The organism is Neobacillus niacini, from assembly GCF_019749295.1.
GTDB classification, from domain to species: Bacteria; Bacillota; Bacilli; order Bacillales; family Cytobacillaceae; genus Neobacillus; species Neobacillus niacini_D.
In genome coordinates this window covers 111,091-133,926 of record NZ_JACWFG010000008.1, presented here as the reverse complement: position 1 = coordinate 133,926, position 22,836 = coordinate 111,091, and the positions used below count along the sequence as shown (strand labels likewise).

Annotated in this window: 21 protein-coding genes; 5 read left to right on the top strand and 16 right to left on the bottom strand. The window is 38.7% G+C overall.

The window, feature by feature from the left end:
- Nucleotides 1-31: 31 nt before the first annotated feature.
- The 4 genes from mdh to H0184_RS12175 form a co-directional block, all read right to left on the bottom strand.
- Entirely contained in the window at nt 32-970 is a 939-nt protein-coding gene (gene mdh, locus H0184_RS12190) for a malate dehydrogenase (protein ID WP_221825112.1), read from the bottom strand.
- 111 nt (nt 971-1,081) lie between these two features.
- Complete coding sequence (icd, locus tag H0184_RS12185) at nt 1,082-2,350, bottom strand: NADP-dependent isocitrate dehydrogenase (protein ID WP_221825109.1); 1,269 nt, start codon at nt 2,348-2,350, stop codon at nt 1,082-1,084.
- A 143-nt stretch (nt 2,351-2,493) separates the two neighbouring features.
- Nucleotides 2,494-3,612, bottom strand: a complete 1,119-nt coding sequence (gene citZ, locus H0184_RS12180) for a citrate synthase (RefSeq protein ID WP_221825106.1) — start codon at nt 3,610-3,612, stop codon at nt 2,494-2,496.
- Between the two features lie 367 nt (nt 3,613-3,979).
- A complete protein-coding gene (locus H0184_RS12175; RefSeq protein ID WP_221825103.1) occupies nt 3,980-4,441 on the bottom strand; it encodes a DUF441 domain-containing protein in 462 nt (153 codons plus the stop codon).
- Nucleotides 4,442-4,548: 107 nt separating this feature from the next.
- On the opposite strand from H0184_RS12175, the gene ytvI reads away from it, so the two are divergent.
- Complete coding sequence (gene ytvI / locus H0184_RS12170; protein ID WP_221825099.1) at nt 4,549-5,664, top strand: sporulation integral membrane protein YtvI; 1,116 nt, start codon at nt 4,549-4,551, stop codon at nt 5,662-5,664.
- Between the two features lie 37 nt (nt 5,665-5,701).
- Here the strand turns inward: ytvI and H0184_RS12165 are convergent, their stop codons facing one another.
- From H0184_RS12165 to dnaE, 8 genes are all read right to left on the bottom strand, one after another.
- Nucleotides 5,702-6,088, bottom strand: coding sequence for an FxsA family protein (locus tag H0184_RS12165; protein WP_221825095.1), 387 nt, complete (start codon nt 6,086-6,088; stop codon nt 5,702-5,704).
- Nucleotides 6,089-6,192: 104 nt separating this feature from the next.
- Nucleotides 6,193-7,956, bottom strand: a complete 1,764-nt coding sequence (pyk, locus tag H0184_RS12160) for a pyruvate kinase (RefSeq protein ID WP_221825081.1) — start codon at nt 7,954-7,956, stop codon at nt 6,193-6,195.
- A 34-nt stretch (nt 7,957-7,990) separates the two neighbouring features.
- Nucleotides 7,991-8,950: a 6-phosphofructokinase gene (gene pfkA / locus H0184_RS12155; protein WP_221825078.1), complete on the bottom strand. Its 960-nt coding sequence runs from the start codon at nt 8,948-8,950 to the stop codon at nt 7,991-7,993.
- Between the two features lie 300 nt (nt 8,951-9,250).
- Nucleotides 9,251-10,225, bottom strand: coding sequence for an acetyl-CoA carboxylase carboxyl transferase subunit alpha (accA, locus tag H0184_RS12150; protein ID WP_221825071.1), 975 nt, complete (start codon nt 10,223-10,225; stop codon nt 9,251-9,253).
- Nucleotides 10,210-11,094: an acetyl-CoA carboxylase, carboxyltransferase subunit beta gene (gene accD, locus H0184_RS12145; protein ID WP_221825061.1), complete on the bottom strand. Its 885-nt coding sequence runs from the start codon at nt 11,092-11,094 to the stop codon at nt 10,210-10,212. The genes accA and accD overlap by 16 nt, the downstream gene beginning before the upstream one ends.
- A 202-nt stretch (nt 11,095-11,296) precedes the next feature.
- Nucleotides 11,297-11,920: a FadR/GntR family transcriptional regulator gene (locus H0184_RS12140; RefSeq protein WP_313771758.1), complete on the bottom strand. Its 624-nt coding sequence runs from the start codon at nt 11,918-11,920 to the stop codon at nt 11,297-11,299.
- Between the two features lie 7 nt (nt 11,921-11,927).
- The gene (gene ystJ / locus H0184_RS12135; RefSeq protein ID WP_221825051.1) at nt 11,928-13,166 is read right to left on the bottom strand and encodes an NADP-dependent malic enzyme; all 1,239 of its coding nucleotides are present in this window, start codon (nt 13,164-13,166) and stop codon (nt 11,928-11,930) included.
- 126 nt (nt 13,167-13,292) lie between these two features.
- Nucleotides 13,293-16,655 carry a DNA polymerase III subunit alpha gene (gene dnaE / locus H0184_RS12130; protein WP_221825048.1) on the bottom strand — a complete coding sequence of 1,121 codons (3,363 nt, stop codon included), beginning with the start codon at nt 16,653-16,655 and terminating at the stop codon, nt 13,293-13,295.
- 227 nt (nt 16,656-16,882) lie between these two features.
- Here dnaE and ytrH point away from each other — a divergent pair, with 227 nt between their 5' ends.
- Together ytrH and ytrI are read left to right on the top strand one after the other, a co-directional pair.
- Entirely contained in the window at nt 16,883-17,218 is a 336-nt protein-coding gene (gene ytrH / locus H0184_RS12125) for a sporulation membrane protein YtrH (RefSeq protein WP_034676826.1), read from the top strand.
- Nucleotides 17,215-17,718 (top strand): sporulation membrane protein YtrI, encoded by a 504-nt coding sequence (ytrI, locus tag H0184_RS12120; protein ID WP_221825046.1) that lies wholly within the window; start codon nt 17,215-17,217, stop codon nt 17,716-17,718. The genes ytrH and ytrI overlap by 4 nt, the downstream gene beginning before the upstream one ends.
- A gap of 31 nt (nt 17,719-17,749) precedes the next feature.
- Here the strand turns inward: ytrI and H0184_RS12115 are convergent, their stop codons facing one another.
- The gene (locus tag H0184_RS12115; protein ID WP_221825043.1) at nt 17,750-18,694 is read right to left on the bottom strand and encodes a DHH family phosphoesterase; all 945 of its coding nucleotides are present in this window, start codon (nt 18,692-18,694) and stop codon (nt 17,750-17,752) included.
- 93 nt (nt 18,695-18,787) lie between these two features.
- Between H0184_RS12115 and H0184_RS12110 the strand changes: the two genes are divergently transcribed.
- A complete protein-coding gene (locus H0184_RS12110; protein WP_221825039.1) occupies nt 18,788-19,096 on the top strand; it encodes a YtpI family protein in 309 nt (102 codons plus the stop codon).
- A 36-nt stretch (nt 19,097-19,132) separates the two neighbouring features.
- Here H0184_RS12110 and H0184_RS12105 read toward each other — a convergent pair whose 3' ends face one another.
- The 3 genes from H0184_RS12105 to H0184_RS12095 all read right to left on the bottom strand — a co-directional run bounded on the left by H0184_RS12105 (nt 19,133) and on the right by H0184_RS12095 (nt 21,561).
- A complete protein-coding gene (locus tag H0184_RS12105; RefSeq protein ID WP_221825037.1) occupies nt 19,133-20,452 on the bottom strand; it encodes a CBS domain-containing protein in 1,320 nt (439 codons plus the stop codon).
- Between the two features lie 125 nt (nt 20,453-20,577).
- The gene (locus H0184_RS12100) at nt 20,578-20,814 is read right to left on the bottom strand and encodes a hypothetical protein (protein ID WP_221825034.1); all 237 of its coding nucleotides are present in this window, start codon (nt 20,812-20,814) and stop codon (nt 20,578-20,580) included.
- A gap of 66 nt (nt 20,815-20,880) precedes the next feature.
- The gene (locus H0184_RS12095) at nt 20,881-21,561 is read right to left on the bottom strand and encodes a metal-dependent hydrolase (RefSeq protein ID WP_221825031.1); all 681 of its coding nucleotides are present in this window, start codon (nt 21,559-21,561) and stop codon (nt 20,881-20,883) included.
- Between the two features lie 172 nt (nt 21,562-21,733).
- On the opposite strand from H0184_RS12095, the gene H0184_RS12090 reads away from it, so the two are divergent.
- Nucleotides 21,734-22,831, top strand: a complete 1,098-nt coding sequence (locus H0184_RS12090) for a M24 family metallopeptidase (protein WP_221825028.1) — start codon at nt 21,734-21,736, stop codon at nt 22,829-22,831.
- The last annotated feature ends 5 nt before the right edge of the window (nt 22,832-22,836 follow it).

Here is a 22,836-nt window from a genome sequence, read left to right as displayed (position 1 = left end):
TCGGGGAAGCTTTTCCCCGAATTTTTATTTCTTATGCTAAAACTTTCATTACATTTTGAACTGACTCAACTGATTTATCAAGAGCTGCTTTTTCTTCAGCAGTTAGTTCAAGCTCAATAACCTTTTCGATACCATTGGCACCAAGGATGGTTGGTACTCCGAGGTAGATACCTTCATAACCAAATTCTCCTTCAAGGTAAGCAATCGATGGAAGAACGCGGCGCTGGTCTTTTAAAATGGCTTCGCACATTTCAACAAGTGATGCTGCCGGTGCATAATAAGCACTGCCGTTTCCTAAAAGATTAACGATTTCTCCGCCGCCCTTTCTCGTACGCTCGACAATGGCTTCTATACGATCTTTAGGGATTAACGTTTCTAATGGAATACCGCCAGCATAGGAATAACGGACAAGCGGAACCATGTCATCACCGTGGCCGCCTAAAACAAAGCCGGTGATATCTTTAACAGAAAGATTTAATTCTTGTGCCACAAATGTACGGAAACGAGCTGTATCTAGTACACCAGACTGACCAATTACACGGTTTTTAGGGAATCCTGATTCTTTAAAAACTGTGTAAGTCATTGCGTCAACTGGATTTGTTAATACAAGGATTGTACAGTTTGGAGAGAATTTAACGATTTCCTGAGTAACACTCTTCATAACCTTTTGGTTGGTTTGAACTAAATCATCACGGCTCATGCCTGGTTTACGGGCAATTCCTGCAGTAATAACAACGATATCAGAATCGCGGGTATCTTCGTAATTTGAGGTACCCGTAATATTCGCATCAAAACCTTGAACAGGACTAGCTTCAAGCATATCTAATGCTTTACCTTTTGTCGGGTTCTCCATTTGTGGGATATCAACAAGAACGACATCGCCAAGTTCTTTCTGTGCAAGTAAGAATGCAGTTGTAGCACCAGTGAAACCTCCGCCAATTACGGAAACCTTTTTACGCTTTAAAGACATTTTAAACTCTCCCCTTTGAAAGTATTATTGTCGATATTCGAAAGGGCTGTTAAAAAAAACAGCCCTGATTACCTTGTCGCGCTTCATCTTCTAGGTGCTTTGCCTTCTTAATTACTCCATGTTCTTAATTAATTCATCTGCAAATTCAGATGTCTTAACTTCTGTTGCTCCGTCCATTAAACGAGCAAAGTCATATGTTACTACTTTAGAAGCAATGGTATTTTCCACTGATTTAATTACCATTTTCGCTGCTTCATTCCAGCCTAAGTGCTCAAGTAATAGCACACCAGATAAAATAACAGAAGATGGATTTACTTTATCAAGTCCTGCATATTTAGGTGCAGTACCATGTGTTGCTTCGAAAATAGCATGTCCAGTTTCGTAGTTAATGTTTGCTCCTGGTGCAATACCGATACCGCCAACCTGTGCAGCAAGTGCATCAGAAATATAGTCACCATTTAAGTTCATTGTTGCAACTACATCAAACTCACGAGGGCGAGTAAGGATTTGCTGTAAGAAGATATCCGCAATTGCATCTTTTACGATGATTTTGCCAGCTGCTTCTGCATCCGCTTGCGCTTTATTGGCTGCTTCTGTGCCTTGTTCTTCTTTAATGCGATCATATTGAGCCCAAGTAAATACTTTATCGCCGAATTCTTTTTCAGCAAGCTCATAACCCCAGTTTTTGAATGCACCTTCAGTAAACTTCATGATGTTACCTTTGTGCACTAACGTTAATGATTTGCGGCCTTCTTTAATTGCATAGTTAATAGCTGCACGTACTAGGCGGCTAGTTCCTTCTTCAGAAACAGGCTTGATCCCGATACCTGATGTTTCAGGGAATCTGATCTTATTAACACCCATTTCATTTTGTAAGAAATTGATTAATTTCTTTACATCTTCTGAGCCTTTTTGATATTCAATACCCGCATAAATATCTTCAGTATTTTCACGGAAAATAACCATATCAGTATCTTGCGGACGTTTAACAGGTGATGGTACCCCTTCGAACCATCTAACTGGACGTAAGCACACGAACAAATCTAGTTCTTGACGAAGTGCAACGTTCAAAGAACGAATCCCGCCGCCGATTGGTGTAGTTAATGGACCTTTGATTGCAATCAAATATTCGTTGATTACATCAAGAGTTTCTTTTGGAAGCCATTCACCTGTTTGGTTAAACGCCTTTTCTCCAGCAAGAACTTCTTTCCACACTAATTTACGCTCGCCTTTATAAGCTTTTTCAACAGCTGCGTTTAATACTCGCTCAGAAGCTGCCCAGATATCTGGTCCGATTCCGTCTCCCTCGATAAATGGGATAATTGGATTGTTTGGTACGTTTAATACTCCGTTTGTTACTGTGATTTTTTCGCCTTGCATAGTTGTTCTCCCTCCTAGGTATGTATCAATGGTAGTATGTCCCTTGTGTATTAAAGAGATTGCGTCCAAGGTTAAAGATTTGCCTCTTTAACCTTTTCCCACAATCCTATTAGAACAATTTTTTTGAAAAAAGTAAATATTTATTAACCTCTTTGATTAATTGGAACATAAGTCTGCATGCCAGGACCTGTATATTCAGCACGCGGACGAATCAATCGATTGTTATCATATTGTTCTAGAATGTGAGCAAGCCAGCCTGAAACCCTGCTTACTGCAAAGATTGGTGTAAATAAATCATGGTCAATGCCTAGGCTGTGGTACATGGAAGCTGAGTAGAAATCTACGTTTGGCGGTAATTTCTTTTCACCAGTAACGATGCTTTCAATTTTTTCAGACATTTCGTACCAGTGCGGCTCGCCTGTAAGCTCTGTTAATTTTTTGGACAACGCCCTTAAATGCTTAGCACGAGGATCGCCTGAGCGATAAACGCGGTGTCCGAATCCCATGATTTTTTCTTTCTTCTCAAGTTTTCCACGAACATAAGGCTCAACATTTTCAATTGTACCAATTTCTTTAAGCATATTCATTACTGCTTCATTTGCACCGCCGTGCAATGGTCCTTTAAGCGCTCCGATTGCAGCCGTTACACCAGAGTAAACATCCGATAAAGTTGCTACACAGACTCTTGCTGTAAAAGTAGAGGCATTAAGTTCATGATCAGCATGTAATACTAGAGCTTTATCCATAGCATTAACTGCAATTTCATCTGGCTTATTCCCTGTCAGCATGTAAAGGAAGTTCGCGGCAAAGCTTAAATCGGTTCTAGGTGCAATCGGTTCTAGACCTTTTCTAACGCGCGCAAAAGTAGTTACAATCGCAGGCATTTTTGCTTGTAGACGAACAGCCTTTTGATAGTTTGACTCTGGATCCATAGAGTCCGCTTCTTCATCATAGAGACCCAGTAAGGAAACAGCGGAACGCAGTGCAGCCATAGGATGCACTTTATCAATCGGATACATCTTAAAATGCTCAATCACTTCTTGTGGAAGTGCTGCATTTTCAGCCAGCTGTTGTTTTAGTTCTGCTAATTCAGGCTCAGTTGGTAATCTGCGGTGCCACAATAAGTAAATTACTTCTTCAAAGCTTGCATTCTCAGCTAAGTCATCGATACCATACCCAACATACGTTAACGTATCATCAATAATTGAGCTGATGGAAGAAGTTGTTGCCACTACCCCTTCAAGACCTCGAGTTACTGTCATAGAAAATCTCTCCTTCTCATTCTTATTTCCCCATTACCCATTTGTTAAAAGAAGTATTTTTATCAGCTGAAACGGTTCAAGGTCACAGCCATGTTGAAGAAAATCTTCATTTCAAACATTGTCTAAGAGTTTACTATATAGCGCGCCTTTTTTTAACCAAATATCTAGATTGAGCGCTTGCTCGGGTTATATCCGACAAGCTGAATAACTTTTTTTCAAAAAAAAAGTTATATTACAAGTAATCTAGCATACTTATGTGACTTATGTAAAAAAGGATGCGCTTTCAAGTCCTATTATAAACAATTATCAGATTTTTGTGAACGAAAAGGGGCCGAAAAGTTCAAAAAAATATTATTTCACAAAATTGCTACCTAAAAAAGTCTATCAATTTCATGGCTGTATATGCGATTCCGGCGCCTATTAGAGGGCCTACCGCCACCCCTTTGAAAATGGATACAGACAGAATTGTACCTAATACAAGCGCGGTTGTAATATGTGGATCATTCTCTAAGAGAGATACGCCGCCCTTTGCTAACAGAGCGACTATCATACCCGATATCAGAGCCACCCAAGCAAGCGGCGATTTAAATGCACTCGAGAGATCTTTAAAACCAATCTCACCTGAGGCAATTGGTGCTAAAACGGCAATTGTAATGACCGTTACTCCCCAATTAATCCCCTTACTCTGAATAAAAGAAAAAGTTTTTGAATCAAGTCCACTTAATTTTAATACGATTAGAACAATAATAGCAATCAACAAGGAGTTGTTTTTTACAATGAATCCAATGACCAATAGCAGTAATAAGAACAATAATGACTCATTAAACATAGGTCTCATCCACCTTTTCTTAAGGAGCTAATATGGAAAATCATGCAGGTTTGTACAGAAAATGTTAAACTAGAGCTAATAAAATAATCGACTAAGGAGGCATGTTATTGGAAAAAAGATACCTATTTCGAAGTATTAGGTTCATTTTGGTAATAGCCATCATCGTCCTCGCACTTTTATCTTTTTATTATTTGTCAAAAGTGACCTATCCATTTCTAATTGCCATAGTAATTGCTTTTTTTATCAATCCAATTGTTAACATTTTTGAAAAAAAACTGCGAATGCCCCGAGGATTAGCTGTTTTTGTTGCACTAATCATTATTTTCGCCTTTGCTGCAGGTTTAATTACTTTACTTGTAGCTGAAATTGTATCCGGAGCAAATTACCTCGCACGAGTGGTTCCTGAGCATCTTGATACTTTAATAAGCTACATCGAAGAATATATTACAGCGCAAATCATCCCTCTATATAATCAACTAACTAGCATGTTTAACCAATTAGAAGATGGACAGCAAAATACCATCATCTCAAATATTGAAAATGTTGGTACCACCATTGGCAGTACGGTTGGGGATTTTATTCAAAATTTATTTGGGAATATTCCTGTGATTCTTTCATGGTTTCCAAATGCCGCAACAGTATTGATTTTTTCCTTATTAGCAACATTTTTTATTAGTAAAGATTGGAACAGATTTACTCGACTTGGCAGCAAATTTTTACCTGAGAAAGCAAAAACGAGCGGCAAAACCGTTTTTGTGGATTTACAAAAGGCTTTATTTGGCTTTCTAAAGGCGCAGCTGACGCTCATTTCGATTACAACCGTTATTATATTAATAGGACTGCTTGTCCTCCGTGTTGATTATGCGATTACAATCGCATTAATAACTGGTATCGTTGATATTATTCCATACCTTGGAACTGGCGCTGTTTTTGTACCGTGGATTATTTATGAGGTTATAGCAGGGGATATAGGACTTGCAGTGGGGCTGGGAGTACTCTATCTTCTAGTCATCGTTCAAAGACAAGTTATGGAGCCAAAAATACTTTCATCCAATATCGGACTCGATCCACTTGCCACTCTCATCGCCTTATTTGTTGGATTTAAATTAATCGGCTTCCTTGGTTTAATTGTAGGTCCAGTTACGCTTGTGATTTTAAGTACGCTTTACCGTGCAAATGTTTTTCATGACTTATGGGATTATATAAAAGGAAAAGAAATTTAGCAAAAAAACGTCAACCTCCATTTGGAAGTTGACGTTTTTATCTTATTATTTTTATGTTTCCCTTTTCAATTCTTTTTCGCAGAGCATTAATCATCAGAAATTTAACCGGCTTGCGAGCTGGCGGGAATAATAATAAAAAGCCAAATAAATCCGTTACAAATCCAGGTGTTACTAACAGTACAGCCCCAATTAAGATACATATTCCATCAAGGACGGATTCACCAGGAATTTGACCATAAGCAAGCTGTTCCTGTGCTCTCTTAATCGTCTGAAGTCCTTCTCTTTTAGCCAAATAGGCTCCTGCCACACCTGTGAAAATAATAAAAGCAATCGTCGGAAAAAAGCCAATCGTTTTTCCTGATACCAACAGCAGTCCAATATCCATTATGGGAAGTACGATAATTAATAAAGCTAAATAGCGCATTTTTTCTATCTCCTTCAAACCAGCTTGTATCCATTATATAACGAATAGCTGAAATCATGCAGAAATAAAGAAAAAAAGAAGGGAATCCCCTTCTTTTTCATCCTTTAAAGGACACTAGCATGCCCGTTATAAATAACACCTCTAGCTGCATCTACAGTGATTTCTTGGCCATCTCTAAATAACTCTAACGCGTTTTCGACACCTACAATAACAGGGATTCCAAGGTTTAGCCCAACAACTGCCGCATGGCTGGTTAACCCGCCTTCCTGTGTAATCAAAGCAGCACACTTTTCAATAGCTGGTACCATATCACGGTCTGAGCCGAGAGTGACTAAAATAGAACCTGGCTTAACCTTTTCAATGGCATCTCCCGCATTTTGAGCGATAACCACTCTGCCAAATGCAGATTTACGGCCAATTCCTTGTGCTCTAGTAATGATATCACCGACAACATGAATTTTCATCATATTCGTGGTTCCTGCTTCACCAACTGGGACACCAGCAGTAATTACAACTAAATCACCATGTTTGACAAGACCGCTGTTTACACTATCTTCAACAGCACTATCCAGCATTTCATCAGTTGAGCTGCATATTCTTCCAAGCTGCGGATGAACACCCCATACAAGTGATAAACGGCGGCAAACATGATCGTTTGCTGTAACAGCCACAATTGGTGCTTTTGTACGGTATTTTGAGATCATTCTAGCCGTGTGACCACTCTCAGTTGGTGTAATAATGGCATTAACATCAAGATTCAAAGCAGTATGTGCAACAGACTGACCTATAGCATCTGTAAGATTGTGTTCCGAATCTTTACTGCGGGCAGATAAAATTTCTTTGTGATCTAAAGCTTGTTCGGCTCTAGAAGCGATATTATGCATAGTTTGTACTGCTTCAACCGGGTAAATACCAGCCGCTGTCTCACCAGACAACATAATAGCATCCGTACCATCAAAAATCGCATTGGCAACATCACTTGCTTCTGCACGTGTTGGACGTGGATTACGCTGCATAGAATCAAGCATTTGTGTAGCTGTAATAACAGGTTTACCTTGTGTATTACATTTCTTAATTAGCATTTTTTGTACAAGTGGTACTTCCTCTGCTGGGATTTCTACACCTAAATCTCCACGAGCAACCATTAAACCATCAGAAACCTCAAGAATTTCATCAATATTATCGACACCTTCTTGGTTTTCAATCTTAGGAATGATATGGATGTGTGTAGCTTGTTTTTCCTCTAAAAGCTGACGAATTTCCAATACATCGCTGGCACGGCGTACAAAGGAAGCAGCAATAAAATCAACACCTTGTTCAATTCCAAAAATGATATCATTTGTATCTTTTTCTGTAATCCCTGGAAGTTTTACCGATACACCTGGAACATTGACGCCTTTTTTGTTTTTCAGAGTTCCGCTGTTATGAATTTTTGTCAGAATTTCATTTTGTTCTTTATCAATATTCAGGACTTCAAGTCCGATTAGGCCGTCATCTAATAAGATTTTTGAGCCCACATGTACATCATCAATTAATCCTGGGTATGTAATTGAAAACTTTTCCTTGGTACCTTCTACTTCTGTCATCGAAATAGTGATGTTATCCCCTGATGTAAGTTCAATTGCTCCATTTACCATATTGTTTGTGCGGATTTCAGGACCTTTTGTATCAAGTAGAATTGCAACAGTCTTGCCAGTTAATTTCGACGCTTCACGGATATTTTGGATACGCTGACCATGCTCTTCAAAGTCACCATGTGAGAAATTTAAACGGGCAACATTCATACCCGCTTCGATTAACTGGGTTAATTTTTCTACACTTTCACTTGCAGGACCAATCGTACATACGATTTTCGTTTTACGTAACATTCTATTTTTCCTCCCTATAATTCAAAACTGTACTTTAGATAGATAATTCTTTTGAAAGTTTAACAAGGTCTAGGTCTAGTCTGTGCTTTCTTTCTAAAGCTTCGACGATATCATAATCAACAAGGGTATTTTTTTCAATCCCTACTGCTCGTCCGCCCTTGCCTTCGATTAATAATTCTACAGCTCTTGCTCCCAGACGGCTAGCCAATACTCGGTCAGATGCTGTAGGCGATCCGCCGCGTTGAATATGCCCAAGTACAGAAACTCTTGTATCAAAGTTTGTTGCTTCTTTAAGCTGCTTTGCAAAATCGTTGCCGCTGCAAACTCCTTCAGCCACAATAATGATACTATGCTTTTTCCCGCGTTCTTGTCCTTTGCGAAGTCTGTCAGCCACTTCAGCCATATCAAAGTCTTCTTCAGGGATAAGAATAGTTTCTGCACCGCCGGCTAGTCCAGCAAATAATGCTAAATCTCCTGCATCCCGGCCCATTACTTCAATAACAAAAGTTCTTTCGTGTGAAGTAGCGGTATCACGAATTTTATCAAGAGCATCAATAACTGTATTTAATGCTGTATCAAAACCAATCGTTACTTCGGTTCCTGGAATATCATTATCAATCGTTCCTGGTACACCAACACATGGATAACCCTGTTGTGTTAAAGCTCTGGCACCACGATAAGAACCATCGCCACCAATGACAACAAGCCCTTCGATTCCATGTGCTTTTAATTGCTCAATTCCTTTTTGCTGTCCTTCAGGTGTTTTAAATTCTGGGCAGCGTGCAGTATGGAGCATGGTACCTCCTCGATGAATAATGTCACCGACTGAGCCAAGCTCAAGTTTTTTTATATTTCCTGAAATTAGGCCGGTATATCCACCATAAATCCCATAAACCTCAACATTGTGAAATATGGCCTTACGTACGACAGCACGTATTGCTGGATTCATTCCTGGTGAATCTCCACCACTAGTTAGAACGCCAATTTTTTTCATTACTACCACCTCATAGATTTAGTAAAATAGTATGTATATTTTTATATGTTTTTTCGGATACGTGTACTGCATTTATTATTTACATAAAAGCCGGTAATATTTATAAAATAACATTAAAGAGACACCTATAACAACTCAATCACATTAGTAATTTTAATAGACGGAATAGTGCGTTAACTGTAAACGCTTAACCTAAAAATGCAAACGTCATCATTTACACTTACTGGATAATTTTTGACACATTTGTGAAGTGAGTAAAACTCCAATAAATTTAAAAACGTGCTCTTAGAGAGCACGTTTTTAAATGCTGATATAATCCTTCAAAAAGGAGTATTCACCTATACTTCTGAATTTATTATAGCGATCTGCAACTAATTCTTCTTCTGAGAGTTCTAGAAGTTCCTTTAAGGATTTCTTTAAGAAAGTATCAATTGCTTCAGCTTGCCCATTGACATCCTTGTGTGCGCCACCCTTAATTTCTGGGATAATGTCATCAATGATGCCAAGGTCCTTTAAGTTAGGGGCGGTAATTTTCATGGACTCCGCGGCCTGCTTCGCAAGAGCTGAATCTTTCCATAGAATAGCAGCAGCACCTTCAGGTGAAATGACTGAGTAAGTAGAATTTTCGAGCATGTACATCCGGTTGCCTACTCCTAAAGCAAGCGCACCGCCGCTTCCTCCCTCACCAATCACAATACAAATGACTGGAACCTTTAGTCCTGCCATTTCAAATAGGTTTCTTGCAATGGCTTCACTTTGTCCACGTTCTTCTGCTGCTTTCCCTGGATAGGCACCTTTCGTATCAATAAAGCAAATAATAGGACGTTTAAATTTATCGGCCTGCTTCATTAAGCGGAGTGCTTTTCTATAACCCTCAGGGTGAGGCATACCAAAATTACGGCGAATATTTTCTTTTGTATCTTTTCCTCTTTGATGGCCAATCACTGTAACTGGAAGCCCTCGAAATTTAGCAACTCCACCGACAATTGCCTCATCATCACCAAAGTTTCGGTCTCCATGACATTCAAAGAAACCTTCAAAGAGATTGGCGATATAGTCTAGAGTTGTCGGACGATTAGGATGTCGGGCAATTTGCACTCTGTCCCACGGTTTAATATTGTCATATATATCTTTTTCGAGCTTTTCAAGTCTTAATTCTAATTTTTCTATTTCCGAAGATAAATCGACATCTGCCGTTTTTGTAAATTCTTTTAGTTCAGCAATTTTATTTCTTAATTGCACGACTGGTCGTTCAAATTCTAATTCCCCTGCCAATCGAGGTCACCTCCTGGTTGATGAATTTCAAGTAAGTTTGTTATTTTCTCAACTAAATCAAGACGTGAAAGAATGGCATCAAGCTGACCATGCTTTAAAAGAAACTCTGCCGTTTGGAAGTCTTCAGGCAGTTCTTCACGAATAGATTGTTCAATTACCCTGCGTCCTGCAAAACCAATTAAAGCCCCTGGTTCTGCAAAATTGTAATCACCAAGTGACGCGAAACTTGCTGAAACACCGCCCGTAGTAGGGTGAGTCATAATCGAAATAATTAAACCGCCATTATCACTAAATCGCTTTAATGCAACGCTAGTTTTGGCCATTTGCATTAAGCTGAGGACTCCTTCTTGCATCCTCGCTCCGCCAGAGGCTGTAAAAATAATAAACGGTATAGAAAGCTCATCCGCTCTTTCAATCGCCCGAGTTATTTTTTCACCTACTACTGACCCCATGCTTCCCATTCTAAATGTAGAATCCATAATAGCTAAAGCAATTCTATTTCCATTAACACTGCCACAGCCGGTCACAACCGCTTCATTAATCTTTGTTTTTTGACGGTCTTTTTCTACTTTTTCTAGGTAATCTGGAAAGTTCAGCGGGTTTTCAGAAACCATGTTTTCATTTATCTCTTCGAAGCTTCCTTCATCTAAAAAGCTGATAATACGCTCCTTTGCATTCATTGCAAAGTGATAGCTGCACTGTAAACAAACCTTTAAATTTTTATTAAGCTCTTTCGTATACATAATCGTTTTACATGAAGGACATTTGGTCATAATACCTTCAGGTACATCACTTTTCGCCGCCTCGGTAGGAATCGTTGCGTATTTTTTCTTTTTATGAGTATTTTTTGTAAAAAGGTCTTTAAGCAATTTGTCCAAACCTCCCTCGTTGGAAAAAATCATGCCATACGGCAAATTCTTATCATTTTATATTAGAAGTCTTTCCTTAAGTAATGGCATTTCAAACCTAACCTTAAAAACTGGTCAGACCACTTAAACAGTAAAAATGCCCATATCAAATTGGGCTTGATTGCTTGTCTATCACTATATAGGAAAAATACTTCAAACTTTGTTAGTATTTGTCGGTAAAAATAGACAAATTTCTTAATTGCCGATAGGCAGAGAATGTCTTTTCCTCATCTTTTTCAACCAAGGCTTCGATTAACAGTAAAAGGCTATTCCGATTATATTCTGCTTTACTTAAATTGAGTGAGTTGTAATAGTCTTTTAATATTAACCAAATTCTAGAAAACAAATAATTGTCTGCCATTTCAACAAGTTGATTAAAGAATTGGTCATCATTCAGTTGATCAGCCTCAACCAAGCTCTTTAGCTTTAATAACTCTTTCTCATCTGCTCTGTCTAGAACTAATCGAAGAAAATCCATTTCTATTAGGTTTTTAGTCTCAATTACATCTAGCTTTGCTTTTTCATCTTGGAGAATAAACGTACCAAGGAGCTGAACAAGCTGATTCCCTCGAAAATCTCTGATAAACGTACCTTCACCACGTCTCGTTTCAATCAACCCGAGCAGCTCTAATGCTCTTAAAGCTTCTCGAACGGAAGAGCGCCCGACATTCAGGCGCTCAGACAATTCCCGTTCAGAAGGTATTTTATCTCCAGATTTCAGATCATCTGCAGATATCATTGCTCTTAGCTGTTTAACAATTTCTAAATATACTTTAGTATTCGTCACTTGCTAATCACTCACTTTTACCGATAATAGCGAGCCTCATTGTTTTTTCTTTCACATCTTCAGGGTCAACTTTTATGCGGGCAACACCTGTTTCCATAGCCGCTTTTGCAACTGCCGCAGCAACTGCTGGCGCAACCCTTGGATCAAAAGGTGCAGGGATGACATAGTCTTCATTTAGCTCTGATTCAGTTATCAAGCTGGCAATTGCTTCAACAGCAGCCACCTTCATTTCTTCATTTATGTGTGTTGCACGGACATCTAAGGCGCCGCGGAAAATTCCTGGGAAGGCGAGTACATTATTTACTTGGTTTGGAAAGTCAGATCTGCCTGTACCTACCACTCGTGCTCCTGCTTTTTTTGCAATATCTGGCATGATTTCTGGAGTAGGGTTAGCCATTGCAAAGATGATTGAGTCTTTATTCATGGAGGCAACCATTTCTTCTGTCAGTGCCCCTTCAACAGATACGCCAATAAAGACATCTGCACCTTTTATTACATCAGCAAGGCTGCCGGTAAGGTTATCACGGTTTGTAAACTTTGCTACTTCTGCCTTGACATTATTCATACCTTGAGGGCGGCCTTCATAGATGGCACCCTTTGTATCACACATAATAATATCTCTTACACCGTAGCTGTGTAATAATTTAATAATCGCAATCCCAGCAGCTCCAGCACCATTAGCAACTACTTTAATTTCAGAGATTTTCTTGCCAATCAACTTTAATGCATTAACAAGACCCGCAGCTGTAACAATCGCAGTCCCATGCTGATCATCATGGAAGACAGGAATATTTGCTTCTTTTTTCAATCTTTCTTCAATGACAAAGCAATTTGGTGCTGCAATATCTTCAAGATTCACTCCGCCAAAAGTTGGCTCGAGCAATTTAACCGTTTCAATGATTTTTTCGACGTCAGTTGTGTTTAAGCAAATTGGGAAGGCATCGACGCCAGCAAAGCTTTTAAATAATACTGCTTTTCCTTCCATTACTGGAAGTGCAGCTTCTGGTCCAATATTTCCAAGACCCAGGACCGCTGTACCGTCAGTGACGACAGCAACCATATTGCCTTTCATCGTGTATTCATAAACACTTTCTGGTTTCTCATAAATATCCTTACACGGTTCGGCAACGCCTGGAGAATACGCTAAACTTAAATCCTTTGCATTTCTAACAGGTACTTTAGATTTTGATTCAAGCTTTCCTTTGTTAATTCGATGCATGTGTAATGCTTCTTCCCGTAATGTCAAGATATGTCACCCCTTAAATTAGTACAAAAAGAAATCAATAATTACAATAACTAATAGTCTGTTTTTAGTGGTCAGACCACACCCATCTCATTTACACTATATCATATCTATAAGCGTTGTAAAGAATTATTCTTTCAAAACCACATTATTCGCACCTAGAAAATCACATAATAAATCCATTAATTTTTTGCTCGGGGAGACCATAAATTCATTACCCAGCCGGATGGTTTTCTTACTGCTTTCATAATGTAAAACCACTTTTGTCTTTCCATTATTGCCCTTAAATAACTGTTTTAATTGCTTTAACGACTCTTCATCTTGTTTTTGCTCAACGATTTTTAAGTATAATATGGAATCCTGCTTGTTCTTGGTATTTAACCATGTTTCAATGTCAGATACTTGTTGGATAATAAATTGCAGTTTTCCCTCTCGCTCTTCCACTTTTCCTTCAATCACAGCAAACTTTCCTTGGTCTAACAGGTGAGCGTATTTTTTGTAAACAACTGGAAATGCGACTGCTTCCATTTCACCGCTAGAATCACTTACATTTAAAAAGGACATTGAATCCCCTTTTTTTGTACGAATTTTTCTCGACGATGTAACATAAACACCTGCCGCTGCACGTTTATGATCTGCTGTTAATTCAAATAAGACAAGTGCTCCTGCTTGTTTAAGTCCTTTTTCAAAAATAGAAATTGGATGATCTGAGAGGTAGAAACCAAGTGCCTCTTTTTCAAAAAGAAGTTTATCCTCTAGTCTGATAGGGTCGACCTTAACGTATTTAGGCTTAAGCTGAAATTCATCATGAAATAATTCCACCTGGCTTGATTCGTCCACTTTAAATAACTGCGCGTGCTCGAGTGCGACATCTAAACTAGCTAACAAGACAGCACGGTCTTCCTTAAATTCATCAAAGCTTCCAGAGTGTACGAGAACCTCCAGCGTTTTTCGATTGACTGCTTTTGAAGATACTCTCGTGCAAAAATCAAACAAATCCTCAAACCTTTTATTTTTCCTTGCTGAAAAAATCTCTCTTAGTGCTGCTGCTCCAACGCTTTTTATGGCTGCCAGGCTATAGCGAATACCAGACTTCTCTACCTGAAAGGAATATCCACTGTAATTTATAGAAGGAGGAAGGATATCAAAATTCTTTTGTTTTGTTTCCAATATATATTGAGCAATTTTCGTCTCATTCCCGATGGCCGATGTTAATAAACCAGCCATAAAGTAGAGAGGATAATTTGCTTTTAAATAGGCAAGCTGGTAAGCAATCATACTGTAGGCAACTGCATGGCTGCGATTAAAACCATAATTTGCAAACCGAACAATTAAATCATAGATATCATTCGCTAGTACTTCGTTATACCCTTTCTTTAAAGCACCTTTAACAAAATGTGCCCGCTCTCTATCCAATACATCCTTTTGCTTCTTTCCAACTGCCCTTCGCAGAAGGTCCGCTTCGCCAAGGGAAAAGCCAGCCATGGTTGAGGCGATTTGCATGATTTGTTCCTGGTACACAATTACTCCATAAGTGTTTTCGAGAATGTGCTCCAAATCTTTATGCGGATACTCTACTGCCTGCCTTCCATGTTTGCGATCAATGAAGAGAGGGATATTTTCCATTGGCCCTGGACGATATAAGGCATTAACTGCAACAATATCCTCAAACCGCGAGGGTTTCAGACGAGATAATACCTTCCTCATCCCTTCTGATTCTAACTGGAATATCCCTGTTGTTTCTCCCCTTGCTAACAGCTCGAACGTTTTTTCATCATTTAACGGGATGTTCTTGATATCAACTTTTCTTCCTGTTTTTCTATGGATAGAAGATAAAATAGATTCTATTAACGATAAGTTCCGCAACCCAAGGAAGTCCATTTTCAGCAGCCCTATTTCTTCAAGATGTTCCATCGAATATTGAGTTAAATAGACATGATTGTGGCCTTGCTGAATGGGAATTAACTCAATGAGCTGCTTCTCGCTTATTACCACACCGGCTGCATGTGTTGAGGTATGACGAGGTAATCCCTCTAGCTTTAACGCAGTATCATAAAGCTTTCGATTCATTGGGCTTTCATCGATAAAACCTCTGAGGGGCTGTGATTCTTTATAAGCATCCTCAAGATTTATACCTAGACGGGAAGGGATTCGTCTTGACAGCAGTTCTAATTCTTTTGTATTCAGGCCAAAAGCCCTGCCAACATCTCTTATCGCTGCCTTGGCGGCCATAGTCCCGAACGTTACAATTTGTGCAACATGTAATTCGCCGTATTTTTTTGCCACATACTCTATTACCTCATCCCGGCGATGGTCCGGAAAATCAATATCAATATCGGGCATCGATATCCGCTCTGGATTTAGGAATCGCTCAAATAGTAATTGATGTGACAGCGGGTCAACATCCGTAATATACAACACGTAAGCAACCAGTGAACCTGCTGCAGATCCCCTGCCAGGTCCAGTTAAAATACCATTCTCACGCGCATATCTCATAAAATCCCAAACAATCAAAAAGTAGTTGCTAAATTTCATGGAATTAATGACCGATAATTCGTAACTCAATCGCTCATAATGCTCTTGAGTTGGAGCAGTAAAACGCTCCTGCAAACCTTTCTGACAGAGCCTCTCAAGATAGCTCTCCGCTGGTTCCCCATCAACAGTCGGAAATTCAGGTAAATAGGTTTTGTTCAACTCAATGTTTACCAAACATCTTTTTGCAATGGCAATAGTGTTTTCCAATGCTTCAGGTATCTCTGAAAAAGCTTCTAGCATTTCCGTTGCTGTTTTAAGGTAAAATTGATCACTTTCTAACCTTTCGCGGTGTTCATCCTGAAGTTTGTCTCCATTTTTAATCGCTAATAAACATTCATGAGCAAACATATCATCTTGTTCTAAGTAATGAACTCTATTTGTTGCGGCCAATGGAATCTTCAGTTCTTCGGATAAACTTTGGATTCTTCTTGTCAGGACGCTTTCCTTTTCTAATCCGTGGTTCTGAACAGCAAGGAAAAATGAGTCCTTTCCAAAGATGAACTGTAGTTTGTTAATAATTTCAATGGCTTGTTCTTGTTGGTCATGTAGCAGGTTTTGTTCAATTTCTCCTTCGATTCCAGGAGTAATAGCAATGAGACCTTCTGCATAATGCTTCAACCATTTAAAAGGGATGCCATTTGCTGCTTTTGTCTGGACTGCACTTGATATTTTTAATAGATTTTTAAAACCTTTTTCATTTTCTGCGAGTAAGACGAGCGGAAATGATTCTTCTTTTTCTATTTCACTTTCTACATCTACAGTTAACCCAATAATAGGCTGAATATTGTTCTTTAAACATAGCTTATAAAATTCAATGGTTCCATACATAACATTCCTGTCCGTTAATGCAATGGCTTTAAAACCTTTTTGCTTTGCATTATGGATTAATTCATGGACCGATGCTGTGCTTGTTAACAAGCTGTATGCACTATATACATGAAGGTGAATAAAAGACATTTTTGTCACCTCTTTCAATAAGAAATTCCTCTCTTCATTATAGAGCCAAACTGTAAAAAAGGAAAATATGTTCTTATTTTTGTTGGCTGTGTAACTTGGTCTGTTGATTTGTGCTCCAAAATTTAAATTTCCTTTTACACAGCCATTAAATGATTATTCATATTAAAGGTGGTTTGTCCATATAAATGGTACTAGGGTTTTGATCCTTTGTAAGGGCGGTTGAGGTTATGAAAGAAATTGGTTTTTTTCCTACTTTTATTGAAAGTTATTTTATTGCTTTAGGCGTTATATTAGGCGGTGCACTGATTGGTGGAATCGCGGCCTTTCTAACTGGACAACCACCGCTGACGGCTGTTTACCGGCTGTCTACAGACTTAAGAATATGGGCAATTGTTGCTGCTATCGGGGGAACCTTTGATGCCGTCTACACCTTTGAGAGAGGGATATTTAATGCTGAAACAAGGGACATATTTAAACAGCTCCTCATCATCTTGTCTGCTTTAGGCGGTGCTCAAACAGGTGCATTGATTATTAATTGGTTAACACAGGAGTATATATCGTGAGAATTCCTCCCTATTACCGAAGACCTTCATGGCAGCGTTTCTTTGCAGGGATGGTCATTGGCGGCGCAATCAGCTGGTGTATTTTCATTTATATATTTGGTGTATGGCAGGAGGAGCATACCGCTTTAATTGATAAACAAAGCGAAGAAATCATTGATTTACAAGAAGAAAAGAAGATATGGCAGGAAGAGTATAAGGAGATTAATAAGCGGACCATTGAGCAGCTAACAATACAAAAAATCAACGTCAAAATCACAAACTGGGAAAAATACAAGCTGGATATGCTAAGTGTTTCAGAGATTGAGGATTCCGTTAAAGATGATATTAGCATGATGATAGCAAAAGACATTGATACCGTTTATAAAAGCAAGGAATTAATCAAGAAAATCATTCAAAATAAACCTGTTAAAATAAATGACAAAAGGTATAAGCTGCAAGTTAAGGAAATGGTGATATTCACCACACTTTCCATTCAGCTTGAAATAGGTTTCGAAAATTAAAAAAACCGGCCCCTGGCATGGGGCCGATTTCCTATAATGAATAATTATCACATACTTCACTTAGTTCCTTCATTACATCTTCAACTTCATCCCATGAATAGATTGAGGCACCCGATGCAAGTGGATGTCCCCCTCCTTTAAACTTCCTGGCAACCCCATTAATGACAGGACCCTTTGAACGAAGACGCACCCTGATTTGATCTTCCTCTTCAATAAAAAAGACCCATGCCTTAATCCCTTTTACATCACCTAATGTTCCTACAAGTAAAGATGCCTCTGATGGAGCTGCATCAAACTCTTCCAACAGCTTCTTTGTAAGAAGAACAGAAGCTACTCCGTTACTCTGCATTTCAAAATTTTGCAGGATATAGCCATTTAATTTAATGATATTGAGATCACGCTCATACATTTTGTCAAAAAGTTCTGTACGGGAAAAATTATAATGTATTAGTTCACCAGCATAGGCAAAGGTTTTGTCTGTAGTGCTTGGAAACAGGAATCTGCCAGTATCACCGACAATACCGCCAAATAATAGACGTGCTGCTTCGTCGTTCAATTTTAAACCTCTGTCTTTACCAAACAAATAGAGCTCATAAATCATCTCACTGCATGAACTTGCAGTAGTATCGACCCACAATAAATCACCGTATGGATCCTCATTAGGGTGATGGTCTATTTTTATAAGCTTATCGCCTAATGAATATCGTTTGTCACAAATTCTTTCCTCGTTTGCGGTGTCGCAAACAATCACCAATGCACCTTTATAAACCTCGTCTTCTATGGAATCTAAACGCCGCATAAAATAGAGCGACTTTTCTTCTTTCCCAACTGCATAAACTTTTTTAGCAGGGTATGAAGCTTTTAGGATTTCAACTAATCCACATTGGGACCCGTATGCATCCGGATCTGGACGAACATGGCGATGGACGATAATGGTTTCATATTGCTCGATCATTTCTATAATTTTTTCATTCAATGTAATCACCTCTATTGTTTTTGAAGAAGGGTAGTATTTTGTTAAAATAATATGTACAATTAACAAGAGAATTTTTGACTTGGAGGAAATGTAATGTCTGCTCTAGTTTTTTTGATTGTCATTCTATTTGCTTTTTATTTATTCTATAAAACCAAGTATTTTAGAAGCAGCCGTCCTATTGAAAAGAAATGGCTTGCTGCCAAATCTAATATAGCACTAGGATTGTTTGTCGGCTTATTTGGTATCAACCATATATTCTTCATTTCACAAACGACTGTTACTTCAATTGTTTCAGTAATCTTTATTGTGTATGGAGCCGTATTTACCTGGGTAGGAGTAAAGAAATATAAACATTACCTGCCATTTGCTGCAGAAGAAGCTGAAAGCTACAATGCCCAATAATGAATGAAAGCCGCTTACCCTTTGGTAGCGGCTTTTTTAGTTTCTATCGATCAGCTGACACATCATCATTGCTTTTCCAACTAAGGTGCCATCATTAAAGACCTCGACATCGACCTTTCCAAACTTTCTGCCTACTTCAAGCACCTTCGGATAGATTTCTATAACACTTTCCATCTGAACAGGCTTGAGAAAATAAATAGTCATGTTTTCAACAACAAGATCACCTTTTTTATAGCTCCGAAGTATACGATTCGCCGCCTCAGTCACAATTGTCGTGAAAACTCCATAGGAAATGGTTCCAAGATGATTGGTCATTTGCGGGGTAACTTCAGAGGTGTAAACTTCTTCCCCTTTAGCTCTGCCGCGCATTAACACCATTTGGTTGGTGACAATATCGTCTAACGTTTCTCCTACCTGCGGCTGACGCTGGTTCATTTGCAGAGCTTTTAGAACATCCTGCCTGCTAATAATCCCTTCTAGGCGGTTAGCATCATCAACGACTGGAAGAACCTCAATTCCTTCCCAAACCATCATATGTGCAGTGGATGCAACACTTGTCTTACCAGAAACCGTCATCGGCTGTTTGGTCATAATCTTATCAATGGAGGTCTCGCCCTCCTGCCCCATAATATCCTTAGCTGTAACCATCCCTTGTATCTTCAGGTTCTGATCAACAACAGGATATCGGCTGTGAGTAGTTTCAAGATTAAGGTTATGCCACTTTGTAACTTTATCCGAAGTCTGAAGATAATAGGTATCTGAAAGAGGGGTTAAGATATCTTCAACAAGAATAATTTCCTTTTTTATTAACTGGTCATAGATAGCCCGGTTTATCATCGTTGCCACCGTAAAGGTATCATAACTAGTCGATATAATCGGCATTTCCAGACTATCTGCCAGTCTCTTAATATGATCCTCGGTATCAAACCCGCCAGTAATCAATACGGCTGCCCCTGCCTTCAATGCAAGCTCCTGCGCCTGTGTTCGGTTTCCGACTATTAACAAGTTATCTGGCCCTGTATAGCGCATCATCGCCTCTAACTTCATTGCACCGATAACAAATTTATTTAGTGTCTTATGTAAGCCAGTCTTCCCGCCTAAAACCTGACCCTCTACAATGTTTACAACTTCAGCAAAGGTAAGCTTCTCAATATTTTCTTTTTTCTTCCGTTCAATCCTAATTGTACCAACACGTTCAATCGTACTAACATACCCTTTATTTTCAGCTTCCTTAATTGCTCTGTACGCTGTACCTTCACTAACACCCATCGCCTTGGCGATTTGACGTACAGATATTTTCTCGCCAACTGGAAGTTCATCAATATATTGTAGAATCTGTTCATGCTTTGTAGCCAAGACCTTCACCCATTTCTATAACACTTAAATGATAAATTTAATCGATATATTATTTATACCATTATTTTGAATAATAAACCAACGCAAAAAGAGCTGTGGATACAGCTCCCTTTGTATTTTGGCAATTAATAATAAGATCGTGATTTTTTATTGATTCGGAGCTGTTGACGTTTTCTTGCTGCCTTTTTTGGACTATACAATATGGCCGTGAGGTTTCCTGCAATCACAATTAATGCAAATGCAAGCCATGACATTGCAAATATTCCCTCAAGACCCTCTGCTTGTATAGATAGTCTTGGAACAGCAAAATAAAGCATGAATCCACAAAGTAAAAGGCATAGTAAATATCTGTTTTTTTTCAACTTTTTTCGTCTCCCCTCAAAACTTACTGCTTGTATCACTTTATGCAGAGAAGGGATAAAAAAGTATTATAATTCGATAAATTCTCCAGGCTCCAGCACTTTCCCATTCTTATTTTCAAGCATTGCAATAAATTGTTCAGGATCCTGTTTAATCGGTGGGAAAGTATTATAGTGGATTGGGACAATGGTGTTAGCCCCTAACAATTTTGCGGCATAAGCTGCATCCTCCGGTCCCATTGTAAAATTATCACCGATTGGCAAGAAAGCTAAATCAATCGGGTGTCTTTCACCGATGAGCTTCATATCGGAAAATAAAGCTGTATCACCGGCATGATAAATTGTTTTTCCCTCTGCCATAAATAAAATACCAGCCGGCATACCACAATAAACAAGTTCATTATTCTCCGTTTCATAGCTAGAACCATGAAAAGCTTGTGTTAGTTTGACTTTGCCAAAATCAAATTGATACGCGCCGCCGATATGCATGCCATGAGTATTGACACCCTGCCAGCCTAAAAATGTTGAAATTTCATGATTAGCAATAACAAGTGCATTGTTTCTCTTGGCTAACTCCACTGTATCTCCAACATGATCATTGTGGCCATGTGTTAACAAAATTACATCTGGATTTACGTCGTCTACTTTTAAATCTGTTAACTGATTTCCTCGAATAAATGGATCAATTATGATTTTTTTGCCATTGACCTGTATTTGTACAACCGAATGTCCATGATAAGATACTTTCATCTGCCATCTCCTCCAAAACTTTTATTATATGTACTTCAATAAAAAAACCAAAATTCCTCCTCATTTATATCCATAAATGGTTTGTTTTAGCACATGCTAAAGTAAGATTGTTTACACAAGGATTTAAAATTGATACCCTCAAGGTGGATGTTTAATATAGGAGGCGTAATGTATGAACCAACGATTACAAAAACTTCAGGCATGGATGAAGGAAAATGGTATTGAAGTAAGCTTCATCACCTCTTCTGAAAATGTATTTTATTTAAGCGGATTTTTCTCAAATCCACATGAACGTTTGCTTGCACTAGCTGTGTTCCAAGAGGAAGAGCCCTTTCTCGTATGTCCTGGAATGGAGGTTCACGATGTCAAAAGCTCTGGCTGGAACCAAGAAATCATTGGCTATAGTGATATCGATAATCCGTGGGAATTAGTACATACATCGATTAATAAAAGACTAAACAGAGTGCAGAAAGTTGCGATTGAAAAGGAACATATGAATGTGGAACGCTATGAGCAGCTATCTGTTTTATTCCCTGGTGCTGTTTTTGTTTCCGCTGAAGAAAAATTAAGAAAGCTGCGTATGATTAAAGATGCAAAAGAATTAAAAATTATTGAAGAGGCTTGTGCCTTAGCTGATTACGCTATCGAAGTCGGCTGCAGTGAAATTAAAGAAGGCAGAACAGAATTAGAAGTTCTTAATGCAGTTGAGTATGCACTTAAGCAAAAGGGCGTAACAGAAATGTCATTTTCAACTATGGTGCTGACTGGTGCAAATGCGGCGTCCCCCCATGGTAATCCCGGCAGCACAAAAATTCAAAAGGGTGACTTAGTTTTATTCGATTTAGGTGTAGTAGTAGATCGCTATTGTTCAGATATAACAAGAACGGTTGCTTTTGGCGATATTAATGATAAACAAAAAGAAATATATGATACTGTCTTAAATGGACAATTAGCGGCTGTTGCGGCAAGTAAACCAGGTGTAAGTGCTGCTGAGGTAGACTTAACAGCGCGAAGAATTATTGCCGATGCAGGCTACGGTGAATACTTTCCACACCGCCTTGGCCATGGATTAGGAATCAGCGTACATGAGTACCCTTCGATGACAGAAACAAACCAATTAGTAATTGAAGAAGGAATGGTTTATACCATTGAACCAGGAATTTATGTACCTGGTGTAGCAGGGGTACGAATTGAGGATGATATTTATATTACTGCTGACGGAGCTAAAGTCTTAACAAAATTCCCTAAAGAACTACAAATCATTCGGTAAAAAAA